This is a genomic window from Variovorax rhizosphaerae (genome assembly GCF_037889975.1).
Classification (GTDB): domain Bacteria; phylum Pseudomonadota; class Gammaproteobacteria; order Burkholderiales; family Burkholderiaceae_C; genus Variovorax; species Variovorax rhizosphaerae.
This window is the reverse complement of sequence record NZ_JBBKZT010000021.1, coordinates 1-22,764: the sequence shown is the minus strand read 5'-3', so window position 1 is coordinate 22,764 and position 22,764 is coordinate 1. Positions and strand designations below refer to the sequence as shown.

Annotated in this window: 28 protein-coding genes; 11 read left to right on the top strand and 17 right to left on the bottom strand. The window is 62.9% G+C overall.

What is annotated here, in order from left to right; all coding sequences use genetic code 11:
* Positions 1-68: 68 nt before the first annotated feature.
* Genes WKW82_RS31910 through WKW82_RS31890 form a run of 5 tightly spaced genes read left to right on the top strand, consistent with a single transcriptional unit; the run spans position 69 to position 5,685 of the window.
* Positions 69-1,037, top strand: a complete 969-nt coding sequence (locus WKW82_RS31910) for a VOC family protein (RefSeq protein WP_340346851.1) — start codon at positions 69-71, stop codon at positions 1,035-1,037.
* A gap of 52 nt (positions 1,038-1,089) precedes the next feature.
* The gene (locus tag WKW82_RS31905; protein WP_340346850.1) at positions 1,090-2,313 is read left to right on the top strand and encodes an amino acid ABC transporter substrate-binding protein; all 1,224 of its coding nucleotides are present in this window, start codon (positions 1,090-1,092) and stop codon (positions 2,311-2,313) included.
* Complete coding sequence (locus WKW82_RS31900; RefSeq protein WP_340346849.1) at positions 2,314-3,174, top strand: branched-chain amino acid ABC transporter permease; 861 nt, start codon at positions 2,314-2,316, stop codon at positions 3,172-3,174. It begins immediately after the preceding gene.
* Positions 3,171-4,973, top strand: a complete 1,803-nt coding sequence (locus WKW82_RS31895; RefSeq protein ID WP_340346848.1) for a branched-chain amino acid ABC transporter ATP-binding protein/permease — start codon at positions 3,171-3,173, stop codon at positions 4,971-4,973. Before WKW82_RS31900 ends, WKW82_RS31895 begins: the two co-directional genes overlap by 4 nt.
* Positions 4,966-5,685 carry an ABC transporter ATP-binding protein gene (locus WKW82_RS31890; protein ID WP_340346847.1) on the top strand — a complete coding sequence of 240 codons (720 nt, stop codon included), beginning with the start codon at positions 4,966-4,968 and terminating at the stop codon, positions 5,683-5,685. The genes WKW82_RS31895 and WKW82_RS31890 overlap by 8 nt, the downstream gene beginning before the upstream one ends.
* 18 nt (positions 5,686-5,703) lie before the next feature.
* Here the strand turns inward: WKW82_RS31890 and WKW82_RS31885 are convergent, their stop codons facing one another.
* The 6 genes from WKW82_RS31885 to WKW82_RS31860 form a co-directional block, all read right to left on the bottom strand.
* Positions 5,704-6,129: a BLUF domain-containing protein gene (locus tag WKW82_RS31885; RefSeq protein WP_340346845.1), complete on the bottom strand. Its 426-nt coding sequence runs from the start codon at positions 6,127-6,129 to the stop codon at positions 5,704-5,706.
* A 246-nt stretch (positions 6,130-6,375) separates the two neighbouring features.
* Positions 6,376-6,756 carry a glutaredoxin domain-containing protein gene (locus WKW82_RS31880; RefSeq protein ID WP_340346844.1) on the bottom strand — a complete coding sequence of 127 codons (381 nt, stop codon included), beginning with the start codon at positions 6,754-6,756 and terminating at the stop codon, positions 6,376-6,378.
* A 232-nt stretch (positions 6,757-6,988) separates the two neighbouring features.
* Positions 6,989-7,393: a hypothetical protein gene (locus WKW82_RS31875; protein ID WP_340346843.1), complete on the bottom strand. Its 405-nt coding sequence runs from the start codon at positions 7,391-7,393 to the stop codon at positions 6,989-6,991.
* A 135-nt stretch (positions 7,394-7,528) separates the two neighbouring features.
* Positions 7,529-8,158 carry a LysE family translocator gene (locus WKW82_RS31870; RefSeq protein WP_340346841.1) on the bottom strand — a complete coding sequence of 210 codons (630 nt, stop codon included), beginning with the start codon at positions 8,156-8,158 and terminating at the stop codon, positions 7,529-7,531.
* A gap of 13 nt (positions 8,159-8,171) precedes the next feature.
* Complete coding sequence (locus WKW82_RS31865; protein WP_340346839.1) at positions 8,172-8,558, bottom strand: DUF4345 family protein; 387 nt, start codon at positions 8,556-8,558, stop codon at positions 8,172-8,174.
* 10 nt (positions 8,559-8,568) lie between these two features.
* Entirely contained in the window at positions 8,569-9,048 is a 480-nt protein-coding gene (locus tag WKW82_RS31860) for a cupin domain-containing protein (protein ID WP_340346837.1), read from the bottom strand.
* 230 nt (positions 9,049-9,278) lie between these two features.
* Between WKW82_RS31860 and WKW82_RS31855 the strand changes: the two genes are divergently transcribed.
* Complete coding sequence (locus WKW82_RS31855) at positions 9,279-9,845, top strand: 2,4'-dihydroxyacetophenone dioxygenase family protein (RefSeq protein WP_340346836.1); 567 nt, start codon at positions 9,279-9,281, stop codon at positions 9,843-9,845.
* A gap of 159 nt (positions 9,846-10,004) precedes the next feature.
* Here the strand turns inward: WKW82_RS31855 and WKW82_RS31850 are convergent, their stop codons facing one another.
* The 4 genes from WKW82_RS31850 to WKW82_RS31835 all read right to left on the bottom strand — a co-directional run bounded on the left by WKW82_RS31850 (position 10,005) and on the right by WKW82_RS31835 (position 12,523).
* Entirely contained in the window at positions 10,005-10,508 is a 504-nt protein-coding gene (locus WKW82_RS31850) for a hypothetical protein (RefSeq protein WP_340346835.1), read from the bottom strand.
* Positions 10,509-10,511: 3 nt separating this feature from the next.
* Positions 10,512-10,706 (bottom strand): hypothetical protein, encoded by a 195-nt coding sequence (locus tag WKW82_RS31845; protein ID WP_479694184.1) that lies wholly within the window; start codon positions 10,704-10,706, stop codon positions 10,512-10,514.
* Between the two features lie 155 nt (positions 10,707-10,861).
* Positions 10,862-11,530: a dihydrofolate reductase family protein gene (locus WKW82_RS31840; RefSeq protein ID WP_340346832.1), complete on the bottom strand. Its 669-nt coding sequence runs from the start codon at positions 11,528-11,530 to the stop codon at positions 10,862-10,864.
* A 60-nt stretch (positions 11,531-11,590) separates the two neighbouring features.
* Entirely contained in the window at positions 11,591-12,523 is a 933-nt protein-coding gene (locus WKW82_RS31835; RefSeq protein ID WP_340346831.1) for a LysR family transcriptional regulator, read from the bottom strand.
* A gap of 181 nt (positions 12,524-12,704) precedes the next feature.
* Here WKW82_RS31835 and WKW82_RS31830 point away from each other — a divergent pair, with 181 nt between their 5' ends.
* Together WKW82_RS31830 and WKW82_RS31825 are read left to right on the top strand one after the other, a co-directional pair.
* Positions 12,705-13,685: a Bug family tripartite tricarboxylate transporter substrate binding protein gene (locus WKW82_RS31830; protein WP_340346830.1), complete on the top strand. Its 981-nt coding sequence runs from the start codon at positions 12,705-12,707 to the stop codon at positions 13,683-13,685.
* A 4-nt stretch (positions 13,686-13,689) separates the two neighbouring features.
* Entirely contained in the window at positions 13,690-15,207 is a 1,518-nt protein-coding gene (locus tag WKW82_RS31825; RefSeq protein WP_340346829.1) for a M81 family metallopeptidase, read from the top strand.
* Between the two features lie 50 nt (positions 15,208-15,257).
* Here the strand turns inward: WKW82_RS31825 and yidD are convergent, their stop codons facing one another.
* Entirely contained in the window at positions 15,258-15,611 is a 354-nt protein-coding gene (yidD, locus tag WKW82_RS31820; RefSeq protein WP_340346827.1) for a membrane protein insertion efficiency factor YidD, read from the bottom strand.
* Between yidD and WKW82_RS31815 the strand changes: the two genes are divergently transcribed.
* Entirely contained in the window at positions 15,610-15,957 is a 348-nt protein-coding gene (locus WKW82_RS31815) for a type II toxin-antitoxin system VapB family antitoxin (RefSeq protein ID WP_340346825.1), read from the top strand. The two genes, yidD and WKW82_RS31815, sit on opposite strands and share 2 nt — an antisense overlap.
* Positions 15,954-16,355, top strand: coding sequence for a type II toxin-antitoxin system VapC family toxin (gene vapC / locus WKW82_RS31810; protein ID WP_340346823.1), 402 nt, complete (start codon positions 15,954-15,956; stop codon positions 16,353-16,355). The genes WKW82_RS31815 and vapC overlap by 4 nt, the downstream gene beginning before the upstream one ends.
* 271 nt (positions 16,356-16,626) lie before the next feature.
* On the opposite strand, the gene WKW82_RS31805 is transcribed toward vapC, so the two are convergent.
* Positions 16,627-17,133 carry a VOC family protein gene (locus WKW82_RS31805; protein WP_340346822.1) on the bottom strand — a complete coding sequence of 169 codons (507 nt, stop codon included), beginning with the start codon at positions 17,131-17,133 and terminating at the stop codon, positions 16,627-16,629.
* 639 nt (positions 17,134-17,772) lie between these two features.
* Between WKW82_RS31805 and WKW82_RS31800 the strand changes: the two genes are divergently transcribed.
* Positions 17,773-18,195 (top strand): hypothetical protein, encoded by a 423-nt coding sequence (locus WKW82_RS31800; protein WP_340346821.1) that lies wholly within the window; start codon positions 17,773-17,775, stop codon positions 18,193-18,195.
* A 300-nt stretch (positions 18,196-18,495) separates the two neighbouring features.
* On the opposite strand, the gene WKW82_RS31795 is transcribed toward WKW82_RS31800, so the two are convergent.
* The 5 genes from WKW82_RS31795 to WKW82_RS31775 form a co-directional block, all read right to left on the bottom strand.
* On the bottom strand, positions 18,496-19,092 hold the full coding sequence (locus tag WKW82_RS31795) for a GNAT family N-acetyltransferase (protein ID WP_340346820.1): 597 nt from the start codon (positions 19,090-19,092) through the stop codon (positions 18,496-18,498).
* 42 nt (positions 19,093-19,134) lie between these two features.
* A complete protein-coding gene (locus WKW82_RS31790; RefSeq protein WP_340346818.1) occupies positions 19,135-19,488 on the bottom strand; it encodes a hypothetical protein in 354 nt (117 codons plus the stop codon).
* A gap of 174 nt (positions 19,489-19,662) precedes the next feature.
* A complete protein-coding gene (locus WKW82_RS31785; RefSeq protein WP_340346817.1) occupies positions 19,663-20,451 on the bottom strand; it encodes a hypothetical protein in 789 nt (262 codons plus the stop codon).
* Positions 20,432-20,686: a hypothetical protein gene (locus WKW82_RS31780; protein ID WP_340346816.1), complete on the bottom strand. Its 255-nt coding sequence runs from the start codon at positions 20,684-20,686 to the stop codon at positions 20,432-20,434. Before WKW82_RS31780 ends, WKW82_RS31785 begins: the two co-directional genes overlap by 20 nt.
* Before the next feature lie 615 nt (positions 20,687-21,301).
* Complete coding sequence (locus WKW82_RS31775) at positions 21,302-21,748, bottom strand: hypothetical protein (RefSeq protein ID WP_340346815.1); 447 nt, start codon at positions 21,746-21,748, stop codon at positions 21,302-21,304.
* Positions 21,749-22,764: the final 1,016 nt, after the last annotated feature.

The following is a 22,764-nucleotide window of genomic DNA, read 5'->3' as shown; positions in this document are numbered from 1 at the left end:
ATATAGTTTGAATCGGTAACCAAATTGTTTTCGTTCATGGTGCGCGCCAAGCCACCGGGAAGAGGCCAATGACAGGACTTCAGCTACGCACCCGCAAGGACGCAGGGCGCGCAAACGTTCATGGCGTTCATTCGCTGGACTGCTTCGTTTTCACCGTGCCGGACCTCGATGTCGCGGTGCGCTTCTACGATGCCTTCGGCCTTCAGCTGCGGCGCACCAACGGCCAGCTGGACCTGCGCACCTGCGGCCATCCGCACACCTGGGGATCGATCTTCCAGGCGCCGGGTCCGAAGAAGTTGCAGTACCTGCGCTTTGCCTGTTTTGCCGAGGACTTCGACGCCATCGCCGCGCGCGTCGACGAACTGAAGATCCCGCGCTGCGCGCCGCATCCGCTGGGCAATGACGAAGGCCTCTGGCTCATGCATCCGGATGGTTTTCCGGTGCAGGTCGTGGTGGGGCCGAAGAGCATGGCGGACGTGCGCAGCACACCCATCGTGCCGGAACCGGTGCCGGTGGGCACGGGTGCATCGCTCGCACGCTCGCGCATTCCGAAGGTGCATCCGCGGCGCCTTTCGCACGTGTTGCTGTTCTCGCCCGACGTCAAGGCGGCGGCCGACTTCTATGAGAAAGCGCTGGGACTGCGCGTCTCGGACAGCTCCGCGGACATCATCGTGTTCCTGCATGGCGTGCACGGCAGCGACCATCACCTGATCGCGATGGCCAAGTCGAACGGCCCCGGCCTGCATCACTCGAGCTGGGATGTCGGCAGCATCGACGACGTGGGGCGCGGCATGGAGCAGATGCTCACGGCCGGCCATACCCAGGGCTGGGGCGTGGGCCGGCACGTGCTGGGTTCCAACTATTTCTACTACGTGCGCGACCCGTGGGGCAGCTACGCGGAGTACTCCTTCGACATCGACTACGTGCCCGGCGACTTCGACTGGACCTCGGCGGACCATCCGCCGGAAGACTCGTTCTACGCGTGGGGTCCGAAGGTGCCGGAAGAGTTCGTCACCAATCACGAAGTCCCGGGCTGACGATGCCCGCGCGGCGACGCAGCCGTGCCCCCTCACAACCAAGGAGACAAGCATGACCATGGACCGTCGTTCATTCGTAGCCGCTGCCGGCTCGATCGGCGTGCTCGGCGCGAGTTCGCTGCTCGGCGGCAACGCTGCAGCACAGCCCGCGGGTGCGCCCATCCGCATCGGCGGCACGCTCGCGCTCACCGGGCCGCTGTCGGCGACCGGCCTGGTGCACAAGCTCACCGGCGAGATCTACGTCGACGGGCTCAACAAGCGCGGCGGCCTGCTGGGCCGCCCCGTGGAATGGGTGCTCAAGGACGACCAGTCGAAGACCGACCTGGCTCGCACGCTCTACGAGCAACTCGTCACCTCCGACAAGGTCGACCTGCTGATCGGCCCCTATGCAACGGGCAACATCCTGGCGGCCATGGGCGTGGCGCAGCGCTACAACAAGACGCTGGTGCACCATACCTTCGGCATCCCGAACCTCGCGAAGTACGAGCAACAGTTTCCTGCCTGGTCGATCGGCCCGGACCCGGAAAAGACCTTGCCGGCGCTGGTGCTGGACGCGCTCAACAAGACGGCACAGCCGCCCAAGACCATCGCGGTGGTGACGAGCAAGTTCCCTTCGGTGCACTTCGTCGCGCTCGGCGCGCGTGAGGTGGCGAAGCAGCGCGGCCTCAACGAGGTGCTGTTCCTCGAATGGGACTTCGGCAACCGCGACTACGGCCCGATCGCCGGGCGCATCAAGGAAGCGAACCCGGATTTCATCTGGACCGGCGCGATCGGCCTGGAGGGCACGCAACTGCTCGATGCGATGAAGAAGATCGACTATGCGCCGCGCCTGCACTTCTATCACTTCCCATCGCCCGCGCCGATGCTGAAGGCGCCGGAAGCCAACGGCGCGCTGTCGATGACGATCTTCGAGGACCATGCGCCCTTCACCAACAACGCCGCCGCCGCCGAGTTCGTGAAGGTCTACCGCGAGCGCGCCACGCAGGCCAACATGCCCGACACCACCGTCGAGACGCAGGCCGCGGCCTCTTTCACCGCATGGCAACTGATCGAGGCGGCGGTGGTCGCGACCAAGGGCATCGACGACAAGGCCATGGCAGCCTGGCTCAAGGCGAACCAGGTCGACACCATCCAGGGCAAGCTGCGCTTCAACGAGCGCGGCAACTTCGGCGCCGACCTGAGCAAGGTGAAGCAGGTGCAGAACGGCAAGTGGGTGACGGTGTGGCCGCCGGAATGGGCCGCGCCCGGGGCAAAGCTGGTGACGCGCGCCGCCTGAATGAACATTCCCAGCGCCACGCTGCTGGCCCAGTCGATCCTTGCAGGCCTGTTTACTGGCGCGCTCTACGGCTTGCTCGGGCTGGGCCTGAGCCTGTCCTGGGGCTTGCTGCGGCAGATCAACCTGGCGCATTTCGCGCTGGCATTCCTGGGTGCCTACCTGACCTATGAACTGTCGAGCCGCTTCGGCATGGACCCGTTGCTGACGCTCGCGATCATCGTGCCGCTGTTCTTCGTGCTGGGCGTGGGCTTGCATGCGCTGCTGACGCGCTTTCGCGTGAGCCCGTTCAACTCGCTGCTCGTGACCTTCGGCGTCACGGTGATCATCGAGGCGCTGATCCAGTGGGTGTGGACAGCCGACTTTCGCAAGCTCGAATCGAGCTATGCGGAGCACAAAGTGCGGCTCGGCCCGCTGTTCCTGCCGGTGCCGGAACTGATCACGGTGGGACTGGGTGTGGGCATCTCGTTCGCGGTGTGGCTGGTGCTGAGCCGGACCGACCTCGGCAAGGCGATGCGCGCCGCGGCGCAGGATGCACCGATCGCAGCGGCCTTTGGTGTGAACCAGAACGCGCTGGCGCTGATGCTCTCAGGCCTGAACGCCGCCCTGGCCGGGGTGGCGGGCGTGTGCATCGCGCTGGCCTACACGATGTCGCCTTCGCAGATCTATGCGTGGATCGGCGTGGTGTTCGCCGCGGTGATGCTCGGTGGGCTGGGCAGGCCGCTCGGGCCGCTCATCGCAGGTTGCATCATCGGGGTGACGGAGGCGGTCACCATGGCGGTCACGGCGCCTTCGTGGGCGCCGCTGGTGTCCTTCTCGCTGCTCATGGCGGTGCTGCTGGTGCGGCCGGGGAGGATGGCTTGAAGCGTGCGCTGGTGTTGCTGCTGACGGCCGGCGCTGTGCTTGCGGTGGTGCCGTGGCTGCGCCTGCCGGCCTTCTACGAATCGATCCTGTACCTGGTGCTGCATTGGATCGCGCTGGCGACCTCGTGGAACCTGCTATCGGGTTACTCGGGGTACTTCTCCTTCGGGCATGGCGCCTTCTTCGGCATCGGCATGTACACCACGGCCACGCTGGCGACGCGTTTCGATGTGCCCTTCCTTTGGACCTTGCCGGCGGCGGCCTTGGTCGCGGCGCTGTTCGGCACGCTGCTTGGCGTGGTCGCTTTCCGGGTGCAGGCGGTCCGTGCGGAGTTGTTCTCCCTGCTGACGCTGGCCGCGACTTTCGTGGTGGCGACGATCATCCTCAACACGCCGATCGATGGCGGCCCGGGCGTGTCGATGGCCGGCGTCCTGGTGCCGGCGATAGCGCCGACTGCATCGGGGACTTTCTACCTGCTCTCGCTGGCAGTCGCGCTGCTTGCGGTGGTCGCTGCACTGCTCGTGCATGGCTCGCGCTTCGGCACCGGCTTGTTCGCCATCCACGACGACGAAAACGTGGCCGAGGTGATGGGCGTGCCGACCTTCCGCTACAAGCTGGGCGCGTTCGCGCTCTCCTGCGCGCTGGCCGGGCTGGTGGGCGGCGTGCATGCGCTGTTCATCTCGTATGTGACGACCGGCGATGTCTTCACGATCGCGCTGCCGCTCACCGTCATCCTCATGGCGGTGCTGGGCGGCACGCGGCACTGGGCCGGGCCGATCGTCGGCGCCACCGCGATCACGCTGCTGCTCTATGCCTTCACCGGCAGCGAGAGCGCGATCATCGGCAAGGGGCTGACGGGGCTGGTGTTGATCGTCGTGATCCTGTTCATGCCGGAGGGCTTGCTGGGGCAGGCGTTGAAGTGGTGGGGCGCGCGGCGGGGGGCTTCGGCGGTGGTTCGCGAGGTCCCTGCGAAGTCGGTGGCCGATGCCGCGCCACCCGCCGCATCGCCTGCGCCCCGCTCCGGCGAGATCCTGCTGCGCGCGCAGGGCGTGCACAAGTCCTTCAAGGGCGTGCAGGCGCTGCGTGGCGTGGACCTGGAAGTGCGGCAGGGCGAGATCCTCGGCCTGCTCGGGCCCAACGGTTCGGGCAAGTCGACTTTCATCAATGTCGCCAGCGGGCACTATGCGGTGACCGCGGGCGTCATCGAGTTCGCGGGGCGGCGCATCTCGGGCGTCCCGGCGCACCGCATCGCGCATGGCGGCATGGCCCGCACCTACCAGATCCCGCGGCCCTTCGCGCACCTCACGGTGCTGCAGAACGTGGCGCTGCCGGCGATGTTCGGCGCGGCATCGCTCGACCGCCGCGCGGCCGAAGAAGAAGCCTGGGAATGGCTCGCGTTCACCGGCCTCGGCGCGCGAGCGCATGCGCTGCCGGCTGAACTCAACCTGCATCAGCGCAAGTTCCTCGAGTTCGCACGCGCATTGGCGGCGCGGCCCCGCATCCTGATGCTGGACGAGGTGCTCTCGGGCCTCACGCCGTCGGAGATCGACGAGGCCGTCGCGCTGATCCGTCGCATCCGCGACCAGGGCGCGACCATCGTCTTCGTCGAACATGTGATGCGGGCGGTGATGGCCTTGTGCGACCGCGTCGTGATCTTCGATCGCGGCGAGGTGCTGGCCGAGGGGCCGCCGCACGATGTGATGCAACAGCCCGCCGTGGTCGCGGCCTACCTTGGCCAGGCAATGGAAGCGGGCGCGTCATCGAACGTCGCAGGCCTCGATCCGGAGCCGGCCCATGCTTGAACTGCAATCGATCCGCATCGCCTACGGGCAGGCCGTCGCGCTATGGGATGTGTCGTTGCGCATCGGTGACGGCGAGTTGCTCTGCGTGGTTGGTCCCAACAGCGCCGGCAAGAGCACGCTGATCCACGCCATCGCCGGGCTGCATCGCATCGGCGCGGGTCGAATGATGTTCGAGGGCCAGGACATCTCGCGGCTGGCGCCGCATCGCTTCTGCGCGCGGGGCATTGCGCTGGTGCCGGAAGGGCGTCGGCTGTTCACCGAAATGACGGTGCGCGAGAACCTGGAGATCGGCAGCTACCTGCCGGCAGCGCGGCGCGACCGCGCACGCTCGCTGGCGCGCGTGTGCGAGTTGTTCCCTGTGCTGAACGAGAAACTGTCCCAACCGGCAGGCGCCTTGTCCGGTGGCCAGCAGCAGATGGTCGCCATTGGCCGCGCGCTGATGGCGCAGCCGCGCTTGCTGCTGCTCGACGAACCCTCGCTCGGCTTGGCGCCGAGCATCGTGCTCGACATGTTCGAGGCGATACGTCGCATCCACGAGGACGGCATCTCCGTCCTGCTGGTGGAGCAGAACGTCAGCATGGCGTTGCGGATTGCGCAGCGCGCCGCCGTGCTGGAAGAGGGGCGCATCGTGGCGCTCGGCCGGCCCGACGAATTGATGGCGCGGCCGGAGTTGCGGCGGGCCTATCTGGGTCTGGAGGCTGCGGGCACCTGATCGAAGCAGCGATACGTCTTACCGCCCCGAACGCGCGGCCACGCCGCGCAACAGGTCCAGTCCCGGCGAATTGGCGACCGAGCAAAGCGCCTCGCTCGCCATGCTGCGCCAGCGTGCGTGCGACAGCGTCATCCAGTCTGCCGGCTCAGGCTGCGCAAAACCCATCTGCCAATCGGCAAAGCTGCGCGCATCCACCTGCTCGTTCAGCAACTCCACGATGCGGGTGTGCTGCCGGCTGGCGCGAATGCGTGCGTAGGTGTCGTGAACAGCATCCTCCAGGCCCTCGAAGCACTGCATGAAGCAGCCGTCGCTGTAGAGCAGCATGCCCGTCACGTCGTTTTGCAGATTCAGCCGGCGCGCCTCGACCAGAAGCGCCTCCAGTTGCGGCAAGCGCATCGCTTGCGTGGCGGTGCTGACGTAGACGATCGCGCGCAATGCCTGCAATGGCGCTCCTTCATCGGATCAGTTCGGACATGCGGCAGTCTGCACGGCAGCCAACCCGGCGACAAGTGCCCGGTGGTGCAGAGGCTGCTCAGTTCTTGAGTCGATGTGGCTTTGCCATCTCGACTCAATCCCCCGCGGGGGGCGGGCTGGGCGCAGCCCGGCCTTGGGGGCCCTTGAGTCAATGTGGCTTTGCCATCTTGACTTGATCCCCCGCGGGGCGCGCCGGTCGCAGCCCCGCGTTGGCGCTCAGGCAGCCGCGCCGCGCTGCAGCATGGGCTTCAGTTCTCCGCTATCAATCAGCTTCTGTACTTCGGTGGCGCCGCCCACCAGCACGCCCTTGACGAACACCATCGGAAAGGTCGGCCAGCCGGTCCACATCTTCAGCGCATTGCGGTTGCGCCACTGGCCCAGGTAGCTGCCGTACTCCAGGTACTTGTAGGCCACGCCGGCCTGGTCGAGCGCCTTCCGTGCCCTCTTGGGATGTGGGTTCATCGCCATGCCGACCACGACCACGTCGTTGACAGCGATGGCGGCCATGACCTCGCGCACGAACGTCTGGCGACTGCCGGCCAGCTTCTCGCGGATCGCGGGATGGATGTGGGCTTCGTCGAGGACGGGACGGGGCATGCGGGACTTTCAGGGTTGAGTGACTGTGCCAGGCGCAGGCGCGAGAGCCTGGGTGCAAGCGGCAGGAGGGCATTGTCGCCTCGGTGGCCACGCGACTGCGGACGCATCGCGCAGACCGCGGCCAAGCCTGCGCTGGCACCGCTGCCGCACTGTCACTGCCCATGAAAAAACTACCCAGTCACAGCTCGGGAGGCTCTTGCCAGCCGGCGCAAGGCCGGTGCATGAACGCGGCCTACTCGAAGAGCACTTCCGCCACGACCGGCGCCTCAGGCGAATTGGTGTCCGCGTTGGCCAGTATCTCGCCCTTGCGGAACCAGTAGCGGCAGCCCGTCCGCTTGACCATCGTCACGCACATCTGCCCGTCCTCGCGGATGGCCCAGGTGCCGGTGGCCTTGCCCAGGCCGGTGCGCGATGCATCGACGGTGCCGTCCGCGTGATAGGCCCAATGCGACACCGCGCCGCTCTGCAGGTTCTTCGACTGGATGGCCTTGCCGACCAGTCGTTCCTGGATCTCCGGCTTGCTCAGGAAGGCACGTTCCTCCGCGACAGCGGGGATCGGATGCATCATCGCGCCCACCGCCGCGACCAGCGACAGGACACTCGTCATCCAGTACAGGGTGCGTGAAGAGATGTTCATGGCGGTGCTCCGGGTAGAGCGGATCGCGAGACGCTTTCCGTGGGCAGGAATTTAGGCGTCGTCGACGATTTATCCGAGTGCGAAGCGCACAGCGCCGATGTGAACTGGTTCACATCCCGGGACGGCGAACAAGCCTCAGCGACGGTTCCCCAGCACCAGGATCGAAACCCCCGAGGCAATGAACGTCGCCCCCGCGCCGAAGTTGAGCCAGCTCGTCGCCTTCGGCCGGCGCTCCAGCCATCCGGAAAGCCTGGCCGCATAGCAACCCAGCACCGAGAAGATGATGGCCGTCAGCACCGCGAAGATCGCGCCATAGACCAGCATCTGCACTGTCACCGAACCGCGCGACGCGCTGACGAACTGCGGAATGAAGGCCAGTACGAACAGCCCCGGCTTCGGGTTGAGCACATTCGACAGCAGCCCCGTCGCGAACACGCGCGGAAGGCCCTGTCGCGCCGCCGGCGTGAAGGAGATCAGGTTGCGCGAGGCCAGCGCCTTGAAGCCCAGCCACAGCAGGTAGGCCGCGCCGATCAGCTTCACCGCCCAGAACGCCGCCGGCGAGGCCTGGATCACCAGCGTCAGCCCCAGTGCCGCCGCTGTGGTGTGGACCATGATCCCCAGCCCCGCGCCGATCGACGACAGCACCGCCGCAGCCCGTCCCTGGCTGAGCCCGCGGCTGATCGCGAGGATGTTGTCCGGCCCTGGCGCAATGACGACCAGCAGCACGGCGACGAGGTAGGCGGCGAGGACTTCGGCGGGGAACATGGCGGAGCCTTTGTCAGTGACTGGCGTAGTGCGCGCCGGCCATGACGAACGGCAGCACCAGCTCAGGAACGAGATAGCCCAACCATACCGCGGCCGGCTTGGGCAACCCGACCTTGCTGATCGACAGCAGCCGCCCGCAGCCAGCCAGCAGCACACCCAGCGCCAGCAGGTAGATCAAGGTCCCTTGTTGGCGGATGGTGATCGCAGCCCAGAGATTGATGAGGCCCGTCGAGAAGTACACCCCCGCCATGAAGCGGTGCACGTTGTCCAGCCGGGGTTCGGTCTGCGGCTGGCCCAGGACCATCTGCAAGGTGCCACCTGCCATGGCGATCGCCGCCACCAGGAACAGGCAGATGCGCACCACCCATTGGCTGGCGAGCAGCGGATCGCTGTCGGTCATGTCGAGGGCCTCAGTTCATGAAGACGGTGTCACCCGCGGGCTGCGGCGGAATCTTGATCGCAATCGCCTTGACCGGCCCGCTCGTCACGATCGATCCGCCATGGGCCGTGCCCTTGGGAATGATGATCAGCGTGCCGGGCTTGAACTCCTTGCGTTCGTTGCCGAGCCACATCGCGCCAGTGCCCTCGATGATGTACTGGATCTCGTCCGTCTTCGGATGGTTGTGCTTGGCCACGTTGCCGGACTGGATCGCGATCGTGGCGTTGTCGCTGGTCACCAGGCCCTTGGAATTCATCTCGGGATTGGGCGTGCCGGGCAGGTCGCCATGCTTGAGAGCCACCAGGTCGATCATCATCGGCTGCAACGTCGCCGCCGCTGGCGCCTGCGCATGCGCCTCGCCAATCAAGTGGTGCACCCTGGGCGACACGATGATGCCGGCCACGAATGCAACGGCAATGAAAAGGCCAAGACTCATACGGTTGAGGCGCATGTTGAACATCCTCTTGTGATTGATGAAATTAGCCTGAAAAGTATGCGTTTATTCCCGCCGCACGCAATAGGGGTCTGCAATTCGAGCCTGCGTTGGATCGACTGGCGTGACTGTCCACTGGTGCTGTTGATGTTGTGCAACGAGAAGACGAAAGTACGCCGAAATACCGGTAGTCAAGAACGCCAAAGGCGGCAATGATTCAGGGACAACAACTGAGGAGATATCTCGCTATGTCAATGAAACTTGTCCCCACGCCCGCTTTCACTTCGACCGGTGCCGCGCTGCCGTTTGTCGCTTTGGCGCAGAGCCACTTGTTGACGGTCAATGCCAATGAAATTCCGGTGATCAAGGACGCACTCGGCCCGGGCGTGCATTTCCAGCCGCTACGCCTGGACATGGAACTGGGCATCTGGGTGCTCCTCGCAACCTTCAGTCCGGGTGCCTTCATTCCTTTGCACTACCACACCGGTTCGGTCGATGCGTACACGCTTTCGGGCTGCTGGCACTACGCTGAGTACGCGGATCAACCGCAGACCGCGGGTTGCTACCTGTACGAGCCCGGCGCCTCCGTGCACACCCTGAAGGTCCCCAAGGAAAATACCGAAGACACGGTCGTGCTGTTCATCGTCAAGGGCTCCAACGTCAACTTCAACGACGACGGTACCTACCACTCGATGCTCGACGCGTCCTTGATCCGCCATCTGACCGATACGCTGTCGGTGGCACAGGGCCTCGGCCCGATCCCGTTCATCGCGGGTGGTGGCGCGGTGCATTCGATCAAGGGCGGCGACCACTGATCGTGACGTGGACCTTGCCGCCTGAGTCCATTGCGGCGGCAAGGTGACAGGCACAAGAATTTGAAGTTCCGATCGAACATGCGGCAAGAGGTGCCGCTGTTCGAGGAGCCACGCCAATTCTCGGTCGCAGCGTTTCAATTGAATCGGGTCAGTGCCGTTTCAATGAACCCGCAATGAACTCGACAAGGCGGTTTGGAGCCGCTGTATGACCGGGTCGTTGAGCTTGCGGGCCATTGCGTTCCATCGGCTTGTGATCTTGTCGATTTCCGATTGAAGGTGCGCGGCGGTCGCCGCATCGCCGGTCTGCACGGCCCAGATCGAATATTCCGCATGCGCTTCAAAAGTACCGAAGCGTGCGATGGCGTGCTCGAATTCCTGCCTTGCATCCGCTAAACGCGATGTTCCCGCGTAGCACCTGGCCAGCAGCAACGAAACAGCGTCGGGGCGGTATTCCGGTCGTCTGGCGCGTAACTGTTCCAGATGAATCAGCGCTTCAGCGCAAGCGTGGCTTTCGGTGAATGCCCTGGCGGCGCCGAAGCGGAGATCCGGGTCGCAGGTGAATGGTCCTTGCAACGCACCTGCATAGAGCGTTGCTGCCTCCGCCGCGTTCCCGGCCTCCAGCAGCGCGGAGGCGAGGCGCATCTGGTTCTGTGCAGTCGGCATCTGCTAAAAGTCCGTCCTGGCGCGGCGCACTTCCTTCATCGGGTCGATCGTCCTTGCCGTTGCGGCGACTGCCTTCATGGCGCCGCGCTCGAGCCTCGAGTTCGGCAGGTAGACCATGAAGAAGTAGACCAGGCTCCCCAAGAGCGGAAACGCGAAAAGGATGAACAACCAGTAGAGCTGCCGGCGCGTCCGGACCACGTGAAAAGCGCAGAAGAGCGCCAGGAGAAAGTGGAGTCCAAGGCCTGCGAACGGCATGATTTCCCTCGCACGAAGTCGTTGTGATGCGATTCTGTTTCGGGCAATGCCGTGGGCCTGAGGCCAGCCTTAAGCCGCGCCACGACGCGCCGTCGTCATCACCACATCCCATCCGCCATGGTCTTGCGTCGGGTCCGTTCCCTCTCGCTCGGCGCAAGCGTCGCGAAGGATCCGGGCTGGATGTCTCCATGGGGCACATAGGTGCTCATCACGGCGCCGCTGGTCGAAACCTGGGAGCGGACAAGCCGAAGCGCCGATGGCTTGATCCTGTCGCCGAAGAGGCGCTTGCCCCGCCCCAGCACCACCGGAAAAGTCCAGACGTTGTACTCGTCGATCAACGCCGCGGCCTGGAGCGTCTGGATCAGGTCGCCGCTGCCGATCATCTGCAGGTCCGGGCCTGGCATGGCCTTGAGTGCGATGACGGCCGACACGACGTCGCCGTGGAGAAGGGTCGCGTTGTTCCAGTGCAGCGTCGTCAGCGTGCGGGACGCCACATGCTTCTTCGCGGCATTGAGCGTCTTCGCGATCGGGTCGTCATGCGGCTGGTACGGCCAGTACGCTTCGAAGATCTGATAGGTCCTGCGCCCGAGCAGCAGTTCGCGATCCTTGCCGTCGAAGCCTGCCGCGGAGAGGTCCATGCTGTCGTCCGCGTAGGGGAACATCCAGCCGCCAAAGGCAAAGCCGCCCGTGGGATCTTCTTCCGGCCCGCCGGGTGCCTGCATGATTCCGTCGAGCGATGTGAAAGTGGATGCGATGAGTCTTCTCATGAGTTCACTCCTGTCCAGGGCCGGCTTCAATCCGGCGGCTTCATGTTCTTCCCCGATGGATCAACCAGCCCCGCCGGACACTTCGCCCGAACTGCGCCGCATGGCCCTGCGCACCTGCTCGCGCAACCACATGTGCGCCGGTGCAGTCTGATGGCGACGGTGCCAGAGCATCGAGAAGGTCATCCCGGGCAACGTGATCGGCAGTTCGACGATGCGCAGCGGAAAGTTCTTCGCAAACATGCGGGCCGCGCCCAAGGGCATCGTCGTTGCATAGTCCGTCCCGGCCAGCACGAAGGGCGCATTGGCAAAGCCGGAAAGCAGCAACGAGAAGCGGCGCCGATGACCGAGCTGGGCCAGTGCGTGGTCCAGTTCGGTCTCCTTGCGCAGGAGCTTGCTGTAGGTGAGGAAGTCCAGCGACAGGAAGGTCGGCAGGTCGACGGTGTCGCGCACCACGGGATGCTCCCCGCGCACCACCAGCACGCGTCGGTCGGTCGTCAGGCGCTCCATGTCGAAGCGCTGCGGGCACTCCGGATACACGCCGAGCTGAAGGTCGACGCGCCCGGCATCGAGGTCATCCGGCACCAGTTCGCCCTGCGCCGCATGCCAGCACACGACCATGCCCGGCGCCTGCTCGAGGACGATGGATTGCAGGTGCGGCGTGAGCTGCAGTTCCAGGTAGCCATAGGCAGCGATGTTGAGCGTCTGCAGGGCGCTGGCCGGATCGAAGGGCAGGGAGGAGCGGATGCAGGCATCGAAGCGCTGCAGCGACTCCTGGATCGCCGGGTGCAGGTCGAGCGCGCGCGGCGTGGGTTCCAGCCGGCCGCGCACGATGATGAGCAACGGATCGGCCAGCAGGTGCCGCAACTTCGCCAGGTCGCGGCTGACGCCGGGCTGCGTCTTGTGCAGCATCCGCGCGGTCAGGGTCGCGCTTTGCGTCCTCATCAGCACGTCGAAGGTGCGCAGCAGGTTCAGGTCGATGCGCTGGCTGTTCATTCGCGAAGCAGGGGGAGAGAGAGTGGGCTCGCTGCCGAGCCTATGCCAAGTTGGGTATGCGCGCTTCCATGAATGTCATTTGCCCCATGCATGAGCCGCCCCACACAATGAATTGCGGCTTGCGTTGCCCAGGGAGGGTTGCCAGGCGCATCGGGCAATTCATCCATCGGAGACACAAAAAATGCTGCAGTCCATCCCCCTCCTGAAAATCGGCGCCGCGCTGGGCGGCCTGTTGCTGTGCACCGGCGCCTGGTCCCAGGCCTATCCGTCCAAGCCGATCAAGCTGCTCGTCGGCTACACGGCGGGCGGCGCCACCGACGGCGTGGCGCGCGTCATCGCCACGAGGCTGGGCCCGGTCCTGGGCCAGCCCGTCGTCATCGAGAACAAGCCCGGCGGCGGTGGCACGCTGGCCACGGCACAAGTGGCCCAGTCCAAGCCGGACGGCTACACCTTGCTGCTCGGGACCAGCAGCTCCAACACGATCGCGCCCTTCGTCTACAAGTCCCTGGCCTACGACACGCAGAAGGACTTCACGCCGGTCGCATTGCTCGCGCAGGTGCCGCTGGTGCTGGTGACGCATCCCGGCCTGGTGCAAGGCGGCTTGGCCGACCTGGTGACCCTCGCGAAGAAGGACCCCGGCAAGTACGCGTATGCCTCGGTCGGCAATGGTTCGAGCACCCACCTCATCATGGAAATGTTCAAGCAGAAGGCCAAGATCGAGGTGACCCACGTGCCATACAAAGGCAGCGCGCCGGGGCAGACCGACGTGATCGGCGGCCAGGTCCCGATGATGATGGACACGCTGCAGGCGGCCTTGCCCTTCATCAAGTCCGGCAAGGTCAAGGCCCTGGCACTCAGCGGAGACAAGCGTTCCGAACTCGCCCCCGACATCCCGACCTTCGCGGAACTCGGCTACCCCGAGATGAGCGGCCTTCGCGCCTGGTATGGCGTCATGGGGCCCGCAGGCATGCCGCCGGAAGTGACGCAAAAGCTGGCCACGGAGATCGACAAGATCGTCCGTTCTCAAGAGGTGCGCACCCAGATGCTGCAATTGGGCGCGGAGCCCGCGGCCCTCGGCGGCGCGGCCTTTGCTAAGTTCCTGGAATCCGAACACACGCGCTGGGGCGAGGCGGCCAAGGTTTCGGGGGCGCAAGTTGACTGAGCCCGTGAGCGCGAAGGTCCTCTCCGCCCAGTTGAGCCACGAGACCAACACCTTCAGCCAGACGCCGACCACCCTGCAGTCCTTCGCCGAGCGCGTGTTCCTGAAGAACGCGCAGATCGCCGCGACCCTGAGCGGCACCGCCTGCGAACTGGCCGCGCACATCGATGCCGCGCGCGACCACGGCTGGCAACTGGTGCAGCCGCTGGCGGCCCATGCCACGCCGTCCGGCCGGGCCACGCGCGACACCTGGCGCCATTTGTTGCAGCAAGTCATGTCGGGCTGTTCACCGGACCTGGACGGCGTCATCCTCGCGCTGCACGGCGCCATGGCCGCGGAAGGCGAGAACGATGCGGAAGGCGCCTTGCTGATGGCCGTGCGCGAGATCGTCGGCCCCAAGGTTCCGATCGTCGTGACGCTGGACCTGCATGCCAACGTGACCGACCGCATGGCTGAATGCGCCAATGCGATCTACGCCTACCGCACCTATCCGCACATCGACCAGTACGCGGTGGCGCGTGAGGCCGCCGACTGCCTGCAGCGGCTCATGCACGAAGGACTGCAATCGCGTTGCGTGGTCGTGCACGCGCCCTCGCTCGACGGCTGCGACCATGGCCGCACGCATCTGGCCGGCGTCATGACCTCGCTGCTCGGCATGGCGGCCGACCTGCGGCGCAGCCATGAAGGCGTGACCGAAGTGGCGGTCTGCGCCGGCTTTCCGTGGGCCGACATCGAGCAGGCCGGCCCCAGCGTGACCGTCTCCGGAACGGCCAGCGCCGCAGTCCTGCGTCGGGTGGGCGCGACGCTGACGGAAGCGATTTGGTCGTCGCGTCATGAGACCAGCGTGCGCCTCCTGACGCTGCACGAAATGGTCCAGGCGCTCGCGAAGCGCGACGAGGGGGAAAAGGCGCCCATGGTGATCTCCGACTTCACGGACAACCCAGGCCATGGTGCGCCGGGCGATGGTGTACGCATCCTTGCCGCGCTGCTGGCGGCGGGCCAGCGCAAGGTCGCCTTGGCGGGCATCTACGACGCCGAATCGGCGGCCGCGTGCGCTGCGGCGGGAGTGGGCGCGCAGGTCCACTTGCGCCTGGGCAACAAGCAGAATCCGGCGGTGTACGGAGAGCCCCTGGCTGTCACCGGCACCGTGCTGCGGGTCGGCGATGCCCAATTCGTTTGCGACGGTCCGATGTGGGCCGGCATCACGATCAAGACCGGCCTGACAGCCGTGATCGAGATTGCAGGCCTGTGGGTCATCGTCACCAGCAACAACATGCAGACCACCGACCGGCAAGCCTTCCTCAGCCAGGGCATCGACCCGACGCAATGCGCAGCGCTCGTCGTCAAGTCACAGCAGCACTTCCGCGGCGCGTTCGACCCGATCGCGAGCCGCACCATCCTGGTCGACTCCGGTGGCGCCGTCTCGCCGCGCCTTCGCCGGCTGCCCTACCAGCGCGTACGGCGCCCGGTGTGGCCGCTGGACGATGCTGCGTTCAGCCTAACGTACTCGGGGCTGCGCGACTGAAAAGAACGCGCCGCAATGAGCCGCGGCGCGTCGGCTTCAGCGCCAGCTCTTCAGAACGAGCAGTCGCACGGCACATCGCAGGAAAGCTGACTCAGGTCCAGGCAATCGAGCGGATTGCAGTCGCAACGCTCCCACCAAGGCCGCTTCTCTCGTTGCTCCTCCGAGGGCAACTCAGCCGCTGAACGGGACGCCACAAGCGCCAGGCAGGCCGCCTTGCAGCGCGCGAACTGTCGAGGCATTGCAGCGAACAGCGCCATGGCCCCCAGGCGATCGATGATCGACTTTGCATAGGCGGAGCACGAGCGCCGCTTCGTGTGCACGCGGTAGGCACAGCAGAAGCCCTTGTAGGGTGAAACGTAGCGCTGGTAAACGCCGATCATTGCGGAGGCGGAGGCGTCGAGCATGTCACTTTTGCAGGGTGGCGTTGAAGTTCACCGGCAGAACGAGGCCTGCCGGGGCACGTCCAGTGGAACGACCGGTTCGATTCTGCACGCTCTGCCGCCGCTCGCCGCGCCAGAGCTAAAATGTGTACCAGAATCAAAAATAGTACACATCATGCGGACCAACATCGAAATCGACGACAAGCTGATGAAGGAAACCTTGCTTGCGACGGGCCTGAAGACGAAGCGCGAGGCTGTGGAACTTGGCTTGCGCACCGTGCTCCTCCTGCGCCAGCAAGAGCGCATCCGCCAACTCCGCGGCAAGATGACCTGGGAAGGCGACCTGGATGCCATGAGGGCGGACAAGTGATCCTGGTCGATTCCAGCGTCTGGATCGACTACTTCCGGGGATCCGCCACCGTGCAAACGGACAAGCTCGACAGCCTGCTGGGGCGCGAACCGCTGCTCATTGGCGACCTGATCCTCGCCGAAGTCTTGCAGGGCTTTACCGCCGATAAGAACCTCCGGCAAGCACTGAAATTCATGGATGCGCTCGAAGTCGTTGAACTCGGCGGCAGGGACATTGCGATCAAGGCAGCCAAGAACTTCCGCGCACTGCGAGCACTGGGTATCACGGTGCGCAAGACGATCGACACCATCATCGCCACGCGGTCCATCGAAAACGGATACATGCTCCTGCACAGCGACAGGGACTTCGAGCCGTTTGTGAAGCACCTTGGCCTTCGCACGGCGGTGCAAGCAGTCTGACGCCGCCAACATGCAACGCCTCGTCCGCGACGATGGCCTGGTGATCGCAACAACGTCCAAAGTGACTTGATGGATCAGTCAGGGGGCGGGCTTCGAGCGAGCGCTCCAAGAAGACCGCACGCTCCCGACACGTGGCGAGCATTTCCGGGTCCTGGCAGGCGTTCAAGCTGTTGTCCGCGTACGCGTCAACCTCCTTGAAGCCGACCGATCGGTTCAGGCCATGTGCCCCAGTAAGCGCACAAAGGCTTTCGAGCCGAACGGCGCGGGCGTCTCAACCGGAACGAGGGTGACTGGCGCTGCCTGCATGACTGGTATCGATCGGATTCTCCCGGGAAGTCTGCTGCCCGAGCTGTTGGGCGAGCCCGATGAGCATGTCTTCCGGCCCCCGGATATAGCAGAGCCGGTACATGTCCTGATACTGGACCACTTCGCCCACGAGCTTCGCGCCGCAACGGCCGAGCCGGGCGAGCGTATCGTCGATGTCCTCCACGGTGAACATGACGCGCAGGTAGCCGAGCGCATTCACCGGGGCGCTGCGGTGATCGGCGACCACGGGCGGCGCGATGAAGCGGGACAACTCGAGCCGATTGTGACCGTCCGGCGTCCGCATCATGGCAATCTCGACGCGCATGCCGCGCAACCCGGTGACGCCATCTGCCCAGTCGCCCTCAACCGGTGCGCGCCCCTCGAGTTCGAGCCCCAGTTCCACGAAGAACGCAATGGCCGCATCGATGTCTTCCACCACGATGCCGACGTTGTCCATGCGCTTGACTGTCATTGAGGTCTCCTTGGCGTGTGCGGAGGGGAGCCAATGTTGCCGGCGGCCTGCTTGACCGCTGGCCTGTCCTGAACGCCGCTGATCTTTCGATCTTTCGGACTTCGGCAAGGAGGCACTGTTTGAGTTGATCCATGGCTGGCCCCGTGGTGCTGGCTTGATGTCTTCGTCCCGATCAGGCCCGGGTCTGCAAGGGCGAGAACGATTTGATCAGGAAGGACGCTACGAAAAAATGGCTTGCGGTCTAACGGACGAGGTGAGACGACGCCGTAGGCGGTCGGCTTGAGCGCCGAGTTAGGCCCAAGGCCGATCAACTACACGGTACTCGCGTTGCCGCGGGCGCGATCATTCCAACGTTCACTGACCGCAACGGGGACGCAATACGCGCAGCACAACGCCAGCGACAGACCGCGGAGCGCGCGTGACCTGCGCACGCTGAACGCGTGAGGCAGAACGGCAAGGCTTGAGCTTGGACATGGCCTGGCTGGAAATGCTTAACTTTGAAGCTGAGCCGCGGACCCAGGCTTGCCCGAGCGCCGTCGGATCGAGCGACAGATTAGGCATTTTCATACCGAATGATGATTTCAAAGTGATCACAAGGTGTCACTGTGTCTCACCTAAGCACTTTGAAGGGGTGGCATCATGACAGCACGCAGATCGCAAAAGTACATTGCCCTGCTCATCCTCTTATCCGGGCTGCTAACGTTGCCGGTATTTGCCAATGAGCCGGTCCGCCCGCCAAACGACGACAGCGATCGCTCCACGGTTCGAGTAAACACATATTGGGCAACACACGCTTTGGGTAAAGCCGCATGTTTGCAGCGCGCGAAAGAGACACTAACAAAGTTGGAGTACTTCGTTGATATTACTGAGAAGTCTGTCTTTGGGCTGAAGGAAGGCCTCACTGCCTCGATTCGCTGCGACTACAAGGGCTTGGCCTTTTTCGTGATGGCCTTTCGGACGCGGCCTGACGCGCCGACGCAACAAAAATTGCTCGCGGACGTGACCACAGAATTCTCTAAAAAACGAAACGGCGGAAAGCAACGAAAAATGCTTAACGGATGAGGTCAGACGACGCCGTATGCGATCGGCTCGACCGGCGGGTTGGGCGCGGCACGTGAATGTTCATGCGTAGAGAACAGTGGCTACTGCAAAGCACAGCAATAACAGCATGCCGACTATGACGTCGCAGTTTCTGACTACGTACGCCAGCCGGTTTGCATTCGCTTCGCTGGTGAAGTGCGTATGCATAGCGTGGTCCTTGCGGAGCATCCAGCGGAGCAAATGGCCGCCCAAAAAGGCGATGCCGATGACTACACACAACAGTAGCAACGAGACTAGGAAAGGAACTTGCATGCTATTTGCTTAACGGACGAGGTGAGACGATGCCGTAGGCGGTCGGTTCGACCGCCGGGTTAGGCTGTCGGAAAATATGCGGTACAAGCAATGCTCCCGCAGCGGATGACCGTTCGGAAGAGACGGGTGTTGAAAAGTGAGTTCATCCCTCTGCATGCCGAGTCGTTTCATGACACGTTCCGAAGGCGCATTGTTCAGCGTAGTGAATGAGACAACTTCCGCCAAGAAGAGCCTATCGAATGCAAATGCAAGCGCGGCACCGGCTCCTTCTGTTGCAAGCCCTTTACCCCAAGAAGGCCGAGAAAGCCGCCAGCCAATCTCTACACACGGTGAAAACGGTAGTTCGGCAATTGGAATGTGCAAGCCAATGAACCCAATGAATGAGCCGGACGATTTTTCTTGAGTCGCCCAGAAGCCCCAGCCGCGCTGCTCGATAAGGTCGCTACAGCGCTGTGCCATTGCGTTGCTCTCTTCCTCACTCAACTTCGCAGGGAAGAACCGCATAACCTCGTCGTCCCCACTCATTTGTGCAAAGACGGGGAAATCTGAGCGCCGCCATTGACGCAGAAGCAGCCGTTCGGTTTCAATTTGGTGGATGTGCGACATCAGGTGTTCTGAAGGCTTAACGTTGGAATTCAGCCGCCCGCTTCAGCGGGGCGGCTGGGATGACTTGGTAGGCCGAATTTTTGCAGCAAGTGACCCGCCATAAAAGCCAAAGCCAATGACTATAAATATCTGGCCGGCAAATGGGAATATTTGAATAAAGCCAGATTTGCTGCCAAGAAAAACAATGAAGCCGGTCGCGACTAAAGAAATTCCTGTGTAGCGAAATGGTTTTGCAACGCCGCTTATAGATGATGGAGCTTCAAGCTTTGGCTCATGATTACGAAAGAAGCGGAATAAAAAAATGATGCCAATGACCGAGAAGACAAGAAAAAGTAATGCCTTAATCTCGACTGTGGATAAGGATAGGCTTTCTTTAAGTATGACTGGTACGGTCATAAATATAATTAGAAAGATAAGGGCTGAGAGTATTCCTTTTATGCTCATACTTTGAGGCCTAGCGAATGAGGTGAGACGACGCCGTAGGCGGTCAGCTCGACCGCCGGGTGAGGGACCAGACTTGTGAAACGAACGGTACTCGCGTTGCAGAGGGCGCGGCGTGTTGAATGTGAGTCACTTCAGCAGCTTATCGACATGGTCCCGCAAATACTGGCCAACTGTTCCGCCGGTCGAAGGAATGGGCTCTTGGGCACCGCGAAGTTCGCGTTGAGTCGTAGGTGACAGGCACGGCCAATCAGAGTTCGCAATGAATTCCTCAGCTTTACTTTGTTCTCCATAGGGCTCCAGAATCTTCCGCATATCTTGAACGGTGGGAATCGCGGAATGTCTCTTGTTGTCGATCCTGGTGATACTGAGAACAACACCACGATCGACACGGAAGACAATTGCGGTCTCGCGAACAGTGATGCCGTTGCCGGAACAAAGTCGCCTTCCTCTTTGCGTAACTAGGTCAGAAGTAATCCAGTCTGCAAATATGGGCGCTCCACTTCCACCATATACGCTCTCGAGTTTTATGGCGCCCCCACACTTAAAGAGACCAACCAGCCAAAGTCGCTGTTCAGTAATGCGCCATTCAGCTCTTGGCGCGCCAATTGCGGAACAACGCTCCTTTAAACGGATCTCACGTGTCCTGTCGTTTTCCGGTATGTCAAGCCAAGGCTGCCCTTGTGGAATGACGGTGGTTGTCTCTCCGTCATAGTCCACCGAATCCATCAGAGGTGTGGTTGCCAAGCAAGGGACCACCCAGATCGAGAGCAAGATCGCAAAAATGGGTGTGAACGCGCGCATGGCTTGGCTAATGCTTAACTGACAAGATAAGCCGACGCCGTAGGCGGTCGGCTTGAGCGCCGAGTTAGGCACGAGGCTGATGTCTGACCGCTCACTAAAAATTTCCTCCACCACTACCAGCGCTGCCGCAATCTATGCCCGAAACGCCGTTACCAGCATGGTGAGAACAGTGACCATGCGGAGGCGAGGACATGCCTTGGGAAAAGAGCAAGGGACTCGTCGTATCAATGCCAGAAGGACCGAGCGATTCTTGCGGGCGCGTCTTGCGATTTTTTATCGACAATGGAACAAGCAAGACGAGGACAAGCGCCAGCAACGCAAAGATGCAAATGATGGTGAAAGTGTTCATTGCTTTCGCTCCCTAACGGACGAGGTGAGACGACGCCGTAGGCGGTCGGCTCGACCGGCTGGTTAGGCGATTGCTAGGCATGGGATGTGACGAGTACGACTAAGCCGCAAAACCCTGCGAGCATGGATGCGGTCGCAAACATGAGCCGACTGTTTGAGATCGGACGCTTGACGACAACTGCGTACCAAAAAGCTATTGCCACGACCGACAGAACCAACGAAACGGCTCCGCCCAAGAGGGAGTCAAATAGCGCGGTGAGCATTGCACCCCACACTAACCCGAACACGATGAACCCAGAGAGTGCCACTGGCAATGAAACTTGTGGCTCCGGCAATGTCTGAGTAATCGTGGCGCCGAGTTCATGGCGCCCTTGTCAGTACCCGCCGAAAACGAACCCGACAATTGCCACGATCACGCCAACCTCACCTTTGAAAGAGGGGACCATGAGGCCAAACACAAATGCGAGAGTGATGGCGGCAGCGGTCGAAAGCAGATCCGCCAATAGGAGAAGGCGACGATGGCTGAGAGAAGATATTCCACGGGCTTAACGGACGAGGTGAGACGACGCCGTAGGCGGTCGGCTCGACCGCTGAGTTAGGCCCAGAGTGGCGCATTTCACGGAGGATTTTCCTTATGCCAGGCGAGAAGATAAAACCCAAACACAAAAGCCGCGTAATACCACGCCGGAACTAGCCCGAGCGCAGACACTGCGCTGCTGTCTTTCCCGAGGACTCCTGAAAGTGCTAGAGCCATGAGAAGGGCCGCCACGAAGCTATGCATGGGGAAGCGGATGAAGTGTTCGATTCCAGCAATGCAAAAGTGGGCGGCGATGGCACAAAACGAAGCGTAGAACGCTTTGATTACAAAGATACAAAGTGTCCATAGAAGCAGTGCCGTACCTGTCGCGCCACTTGGAATTGAGAAATCAAGATAAAGCTCTGGCTGGGAAATGGTGAGGCCCGTCTGGAGTACGTGGGCGGAGATCACCATCGGATATGCAAGAAGCTTGCTGAGGTCTTCAACGGACTTCACGTCCGCAAAACGAGGGAGCCAGTCGGCCATGGATGGGTGGAGTAGTAGCTAGCGGTTGAGGTCAGGTGGCTGCTGCTTAACGGTGGAGGTGAGACGACGCCGTAGGCGGTCGGCTCGACCGCTGAGTTAGGCCCAAGGCCGATGAGCCACACGGTACTCGCGTTGCGGTGGGCGCGATGTTTTGAAAGCGCGCCGACTGCAAAGAAGGGCACGAACCGCGCGGCACAGCGCGAACGACAAACCGCGAAGCGCGCGCGACCTGCGCACGCTGGATGCGTGATGCAGAACGACAAGGTTTGAATGCGGACATGGCCTGGCTGGAAATGCTTAACGGACAAGATAAGCCGACGCCGTAGGCGGTCGGCTTGAGCGCCGAGTTAGGCCCACAGCCGATGAACCGCACGGTACGCGCGTTGCGGCGGGCGCGATGCTTCGGACGCTCGCCGCCGGCGAAGAGGGATGCGAACCACGCGGCACAAAACGAGCGACAAACCGCGAAGCGCGCGTGACCTGCGCACGCCGAACGCGTGGTGCAGAACGACAAGACGTGGGTGCGGGCATGGCTTGGCTGGAAATGCTTAACGGACAAGATAAGCCGACGCCGTAGGCGGTCGGCTTGAGCGCCGAGTTAGGCCCACAGCCGATGAGCTATGCGGTACACGCGTTGCAGCGGGCGCGATGTTTCGATTGCTCGCCGGCCGAAAAGAGGGACGCGAACCACGCAGCACAGGACGAGCGACAAACCGCGAAGCGCGCATGACCTGCGAACGTGGCGCGAGTGAGGCAGAACGACAGGGCGTGAATGCGGACATGGCCTGGCTGGAGATGCTTAACGGACGAGGTGAGACGACGCCGTAGGCGGTCGGCTCGACCGCTGAGTTAGGCCCAAGGCCGATGAGCTACACGGTACTCGCGTTGCAGCGGGTGCGGTTATTTGTAAATGTCCGAGCGTCCCCGTTCTTGCGAATGGATCCTTGATGAAGGAAGGTCGACGTCTTCACATTGAGGATGTTGACGATGGAACTGGACAAGGATGGCGGTGCACG

Coding starts and splice junctions, on each gene's coding strand:
- WKW82_RS31880 (WP_340346844.1), bottom strand. CDS start 6,756: ATGCCCCGTCCCGTCCTCGACGAAGCCCACATCCATCCCGCGATCCGC.
- WKW82_RS31850 (WP_340346835.1), bottom strand. CDS start 10,508: ATGCCGACTGCACAGAACCAGATGCGCCTCGCCTCCGCGCTGCTGGAG.
- WKW82_RS31855 (WP_340346836.1), top strand. CDS start 9,279: ATGTCAATGAAACTTGTCCCCACGCCCGCTTTCACTTCGACCGGTGCC.
- WKW82_RS31780 (WP_340346816.1), bottom strand. CDS start 20,686: ATGAACACTTTCACCATCATTTGCATCTTTGCGTTGCTGGCGCTTGTC.
- WKW82_RS31865 (WP_340346839.1), bottom strand. CDS start 8,558: ATGACCGACAGCGATCCGCTGCTCGCCAGCCAATGGGTGGTGCGCATC.
- WKW82_RS31840 (WP_340346832.1), bottom strand. CDS start 11,530: ATGAGAAGACTCATCGCATCCACTTTCACATCGCTCGACGGAATCATG.
- yidD (WP_340346827.1), bottom strand. CDS start 15,611: ATGCTCGACGCCTCCGCCTCCGCAATGATCGGCGTTTACCAGCGCTAC.
- WKW82_RS31910 (WP_340346851.1), top strand. CDS start 69: ATGACAGGACTTCAGCTACGCACCCGCAAGGACGCAGGGCGCGCAAAC.
- WKW82_RS31900 (WP_340346849.1), top strand. CDS start 2,314: ATGAACATTCCCAGCGCCACGCTGCTGGCCCAGTCGATCCTTGCAGGC.
- WKW82_RS31905 (WP_340346850.1), top strand. CDS start 1,090: ATGACCATGGACCGTCGTTCATTCGTAGCCGCTGCCGGCTCGATCGGC.
- WKW82_RS31815 (WP_340346825.1), top strand. CDS start 15,610: ATGTCACTTTTGCAGGGTGGCGTTGAAGTTCACCGGCAGAACGAGGCC.
- WKW82_RS31870 (WP_340346841.1), bottom strand. CDS start 8,158: ATGTTCCCCGCCGAAGTCCTCGCCGCCTACCTCGTCGCCGTGCTGCTG.
- WKW82_RS31830 (WP_340346830.1), top strand. CDS start 12,705: ATGCTGCAGTCCATCCCCCTCCTGAAAATCGGCGCCGCGCTGGGCGGC.
- WKW82_RS31800 (WP_340346821.1), top strand. CDS start 17,773: ATGACAGCACGCAGATCGCAAAAGTACATTGCCCTGCTCATCCTCTTA.
- WKW82_RS31790 (WP_340346818.1), bottom strand. CDS start 19,488: ATGACCGTACCAGTCATACTTAAAGAAAGCCTATCCTTATCCACAGTC.
- WKW82_RS31835 (WP_340346831.1), bottom strand. CDS start 12,523: ATGAACAGCCAGCGCATCGACCTGAACCTGCTGCGCACCTTCGACGTG.
- WKW82_RS31860 (WP_340346837.1), bottom strand. CDS start 9,048: ATGCGCCTCAACCGTATGAGTCTTGGCCTTTTCATTGCCGTTGCATTC.
- WKW82_RS31890 (WP_340346847.1), top strand. CDS start 4,966: ATGCTTGAACTGCAATCGATCCGCATCGCCTACGGGCAGGCCGTCGCG.
- WKW82_RS31805 (WP_340346822.1), bottom strand. CDS start 17,133: ATGACAGTCAAGCGCATGGACAACGTCGGCATCGTGGTGGAAGACATC.
- WKW82_RS31795 (WP_340346820.1), bottom strand. CDS start 19,092: ATGTCGCACATCCACCAAATTGAAACCGAACGGCTGCTTCTGCGTCAA.
- WKW82_RS31775 (WP_340346815.1), bottom strand. CDS start 21,748: ATGGCCGACTGGCTCCCTCGTTTTGCGGACGTGAAGTCCGTTGAAGAC.
- WKW82_RS31875 (WP_340346843.1), bottom strand. CDS start 7,393: ATGAACATCTCTTCACGCACCCTGTACTGGATGACGAGTGTCCTGTCG.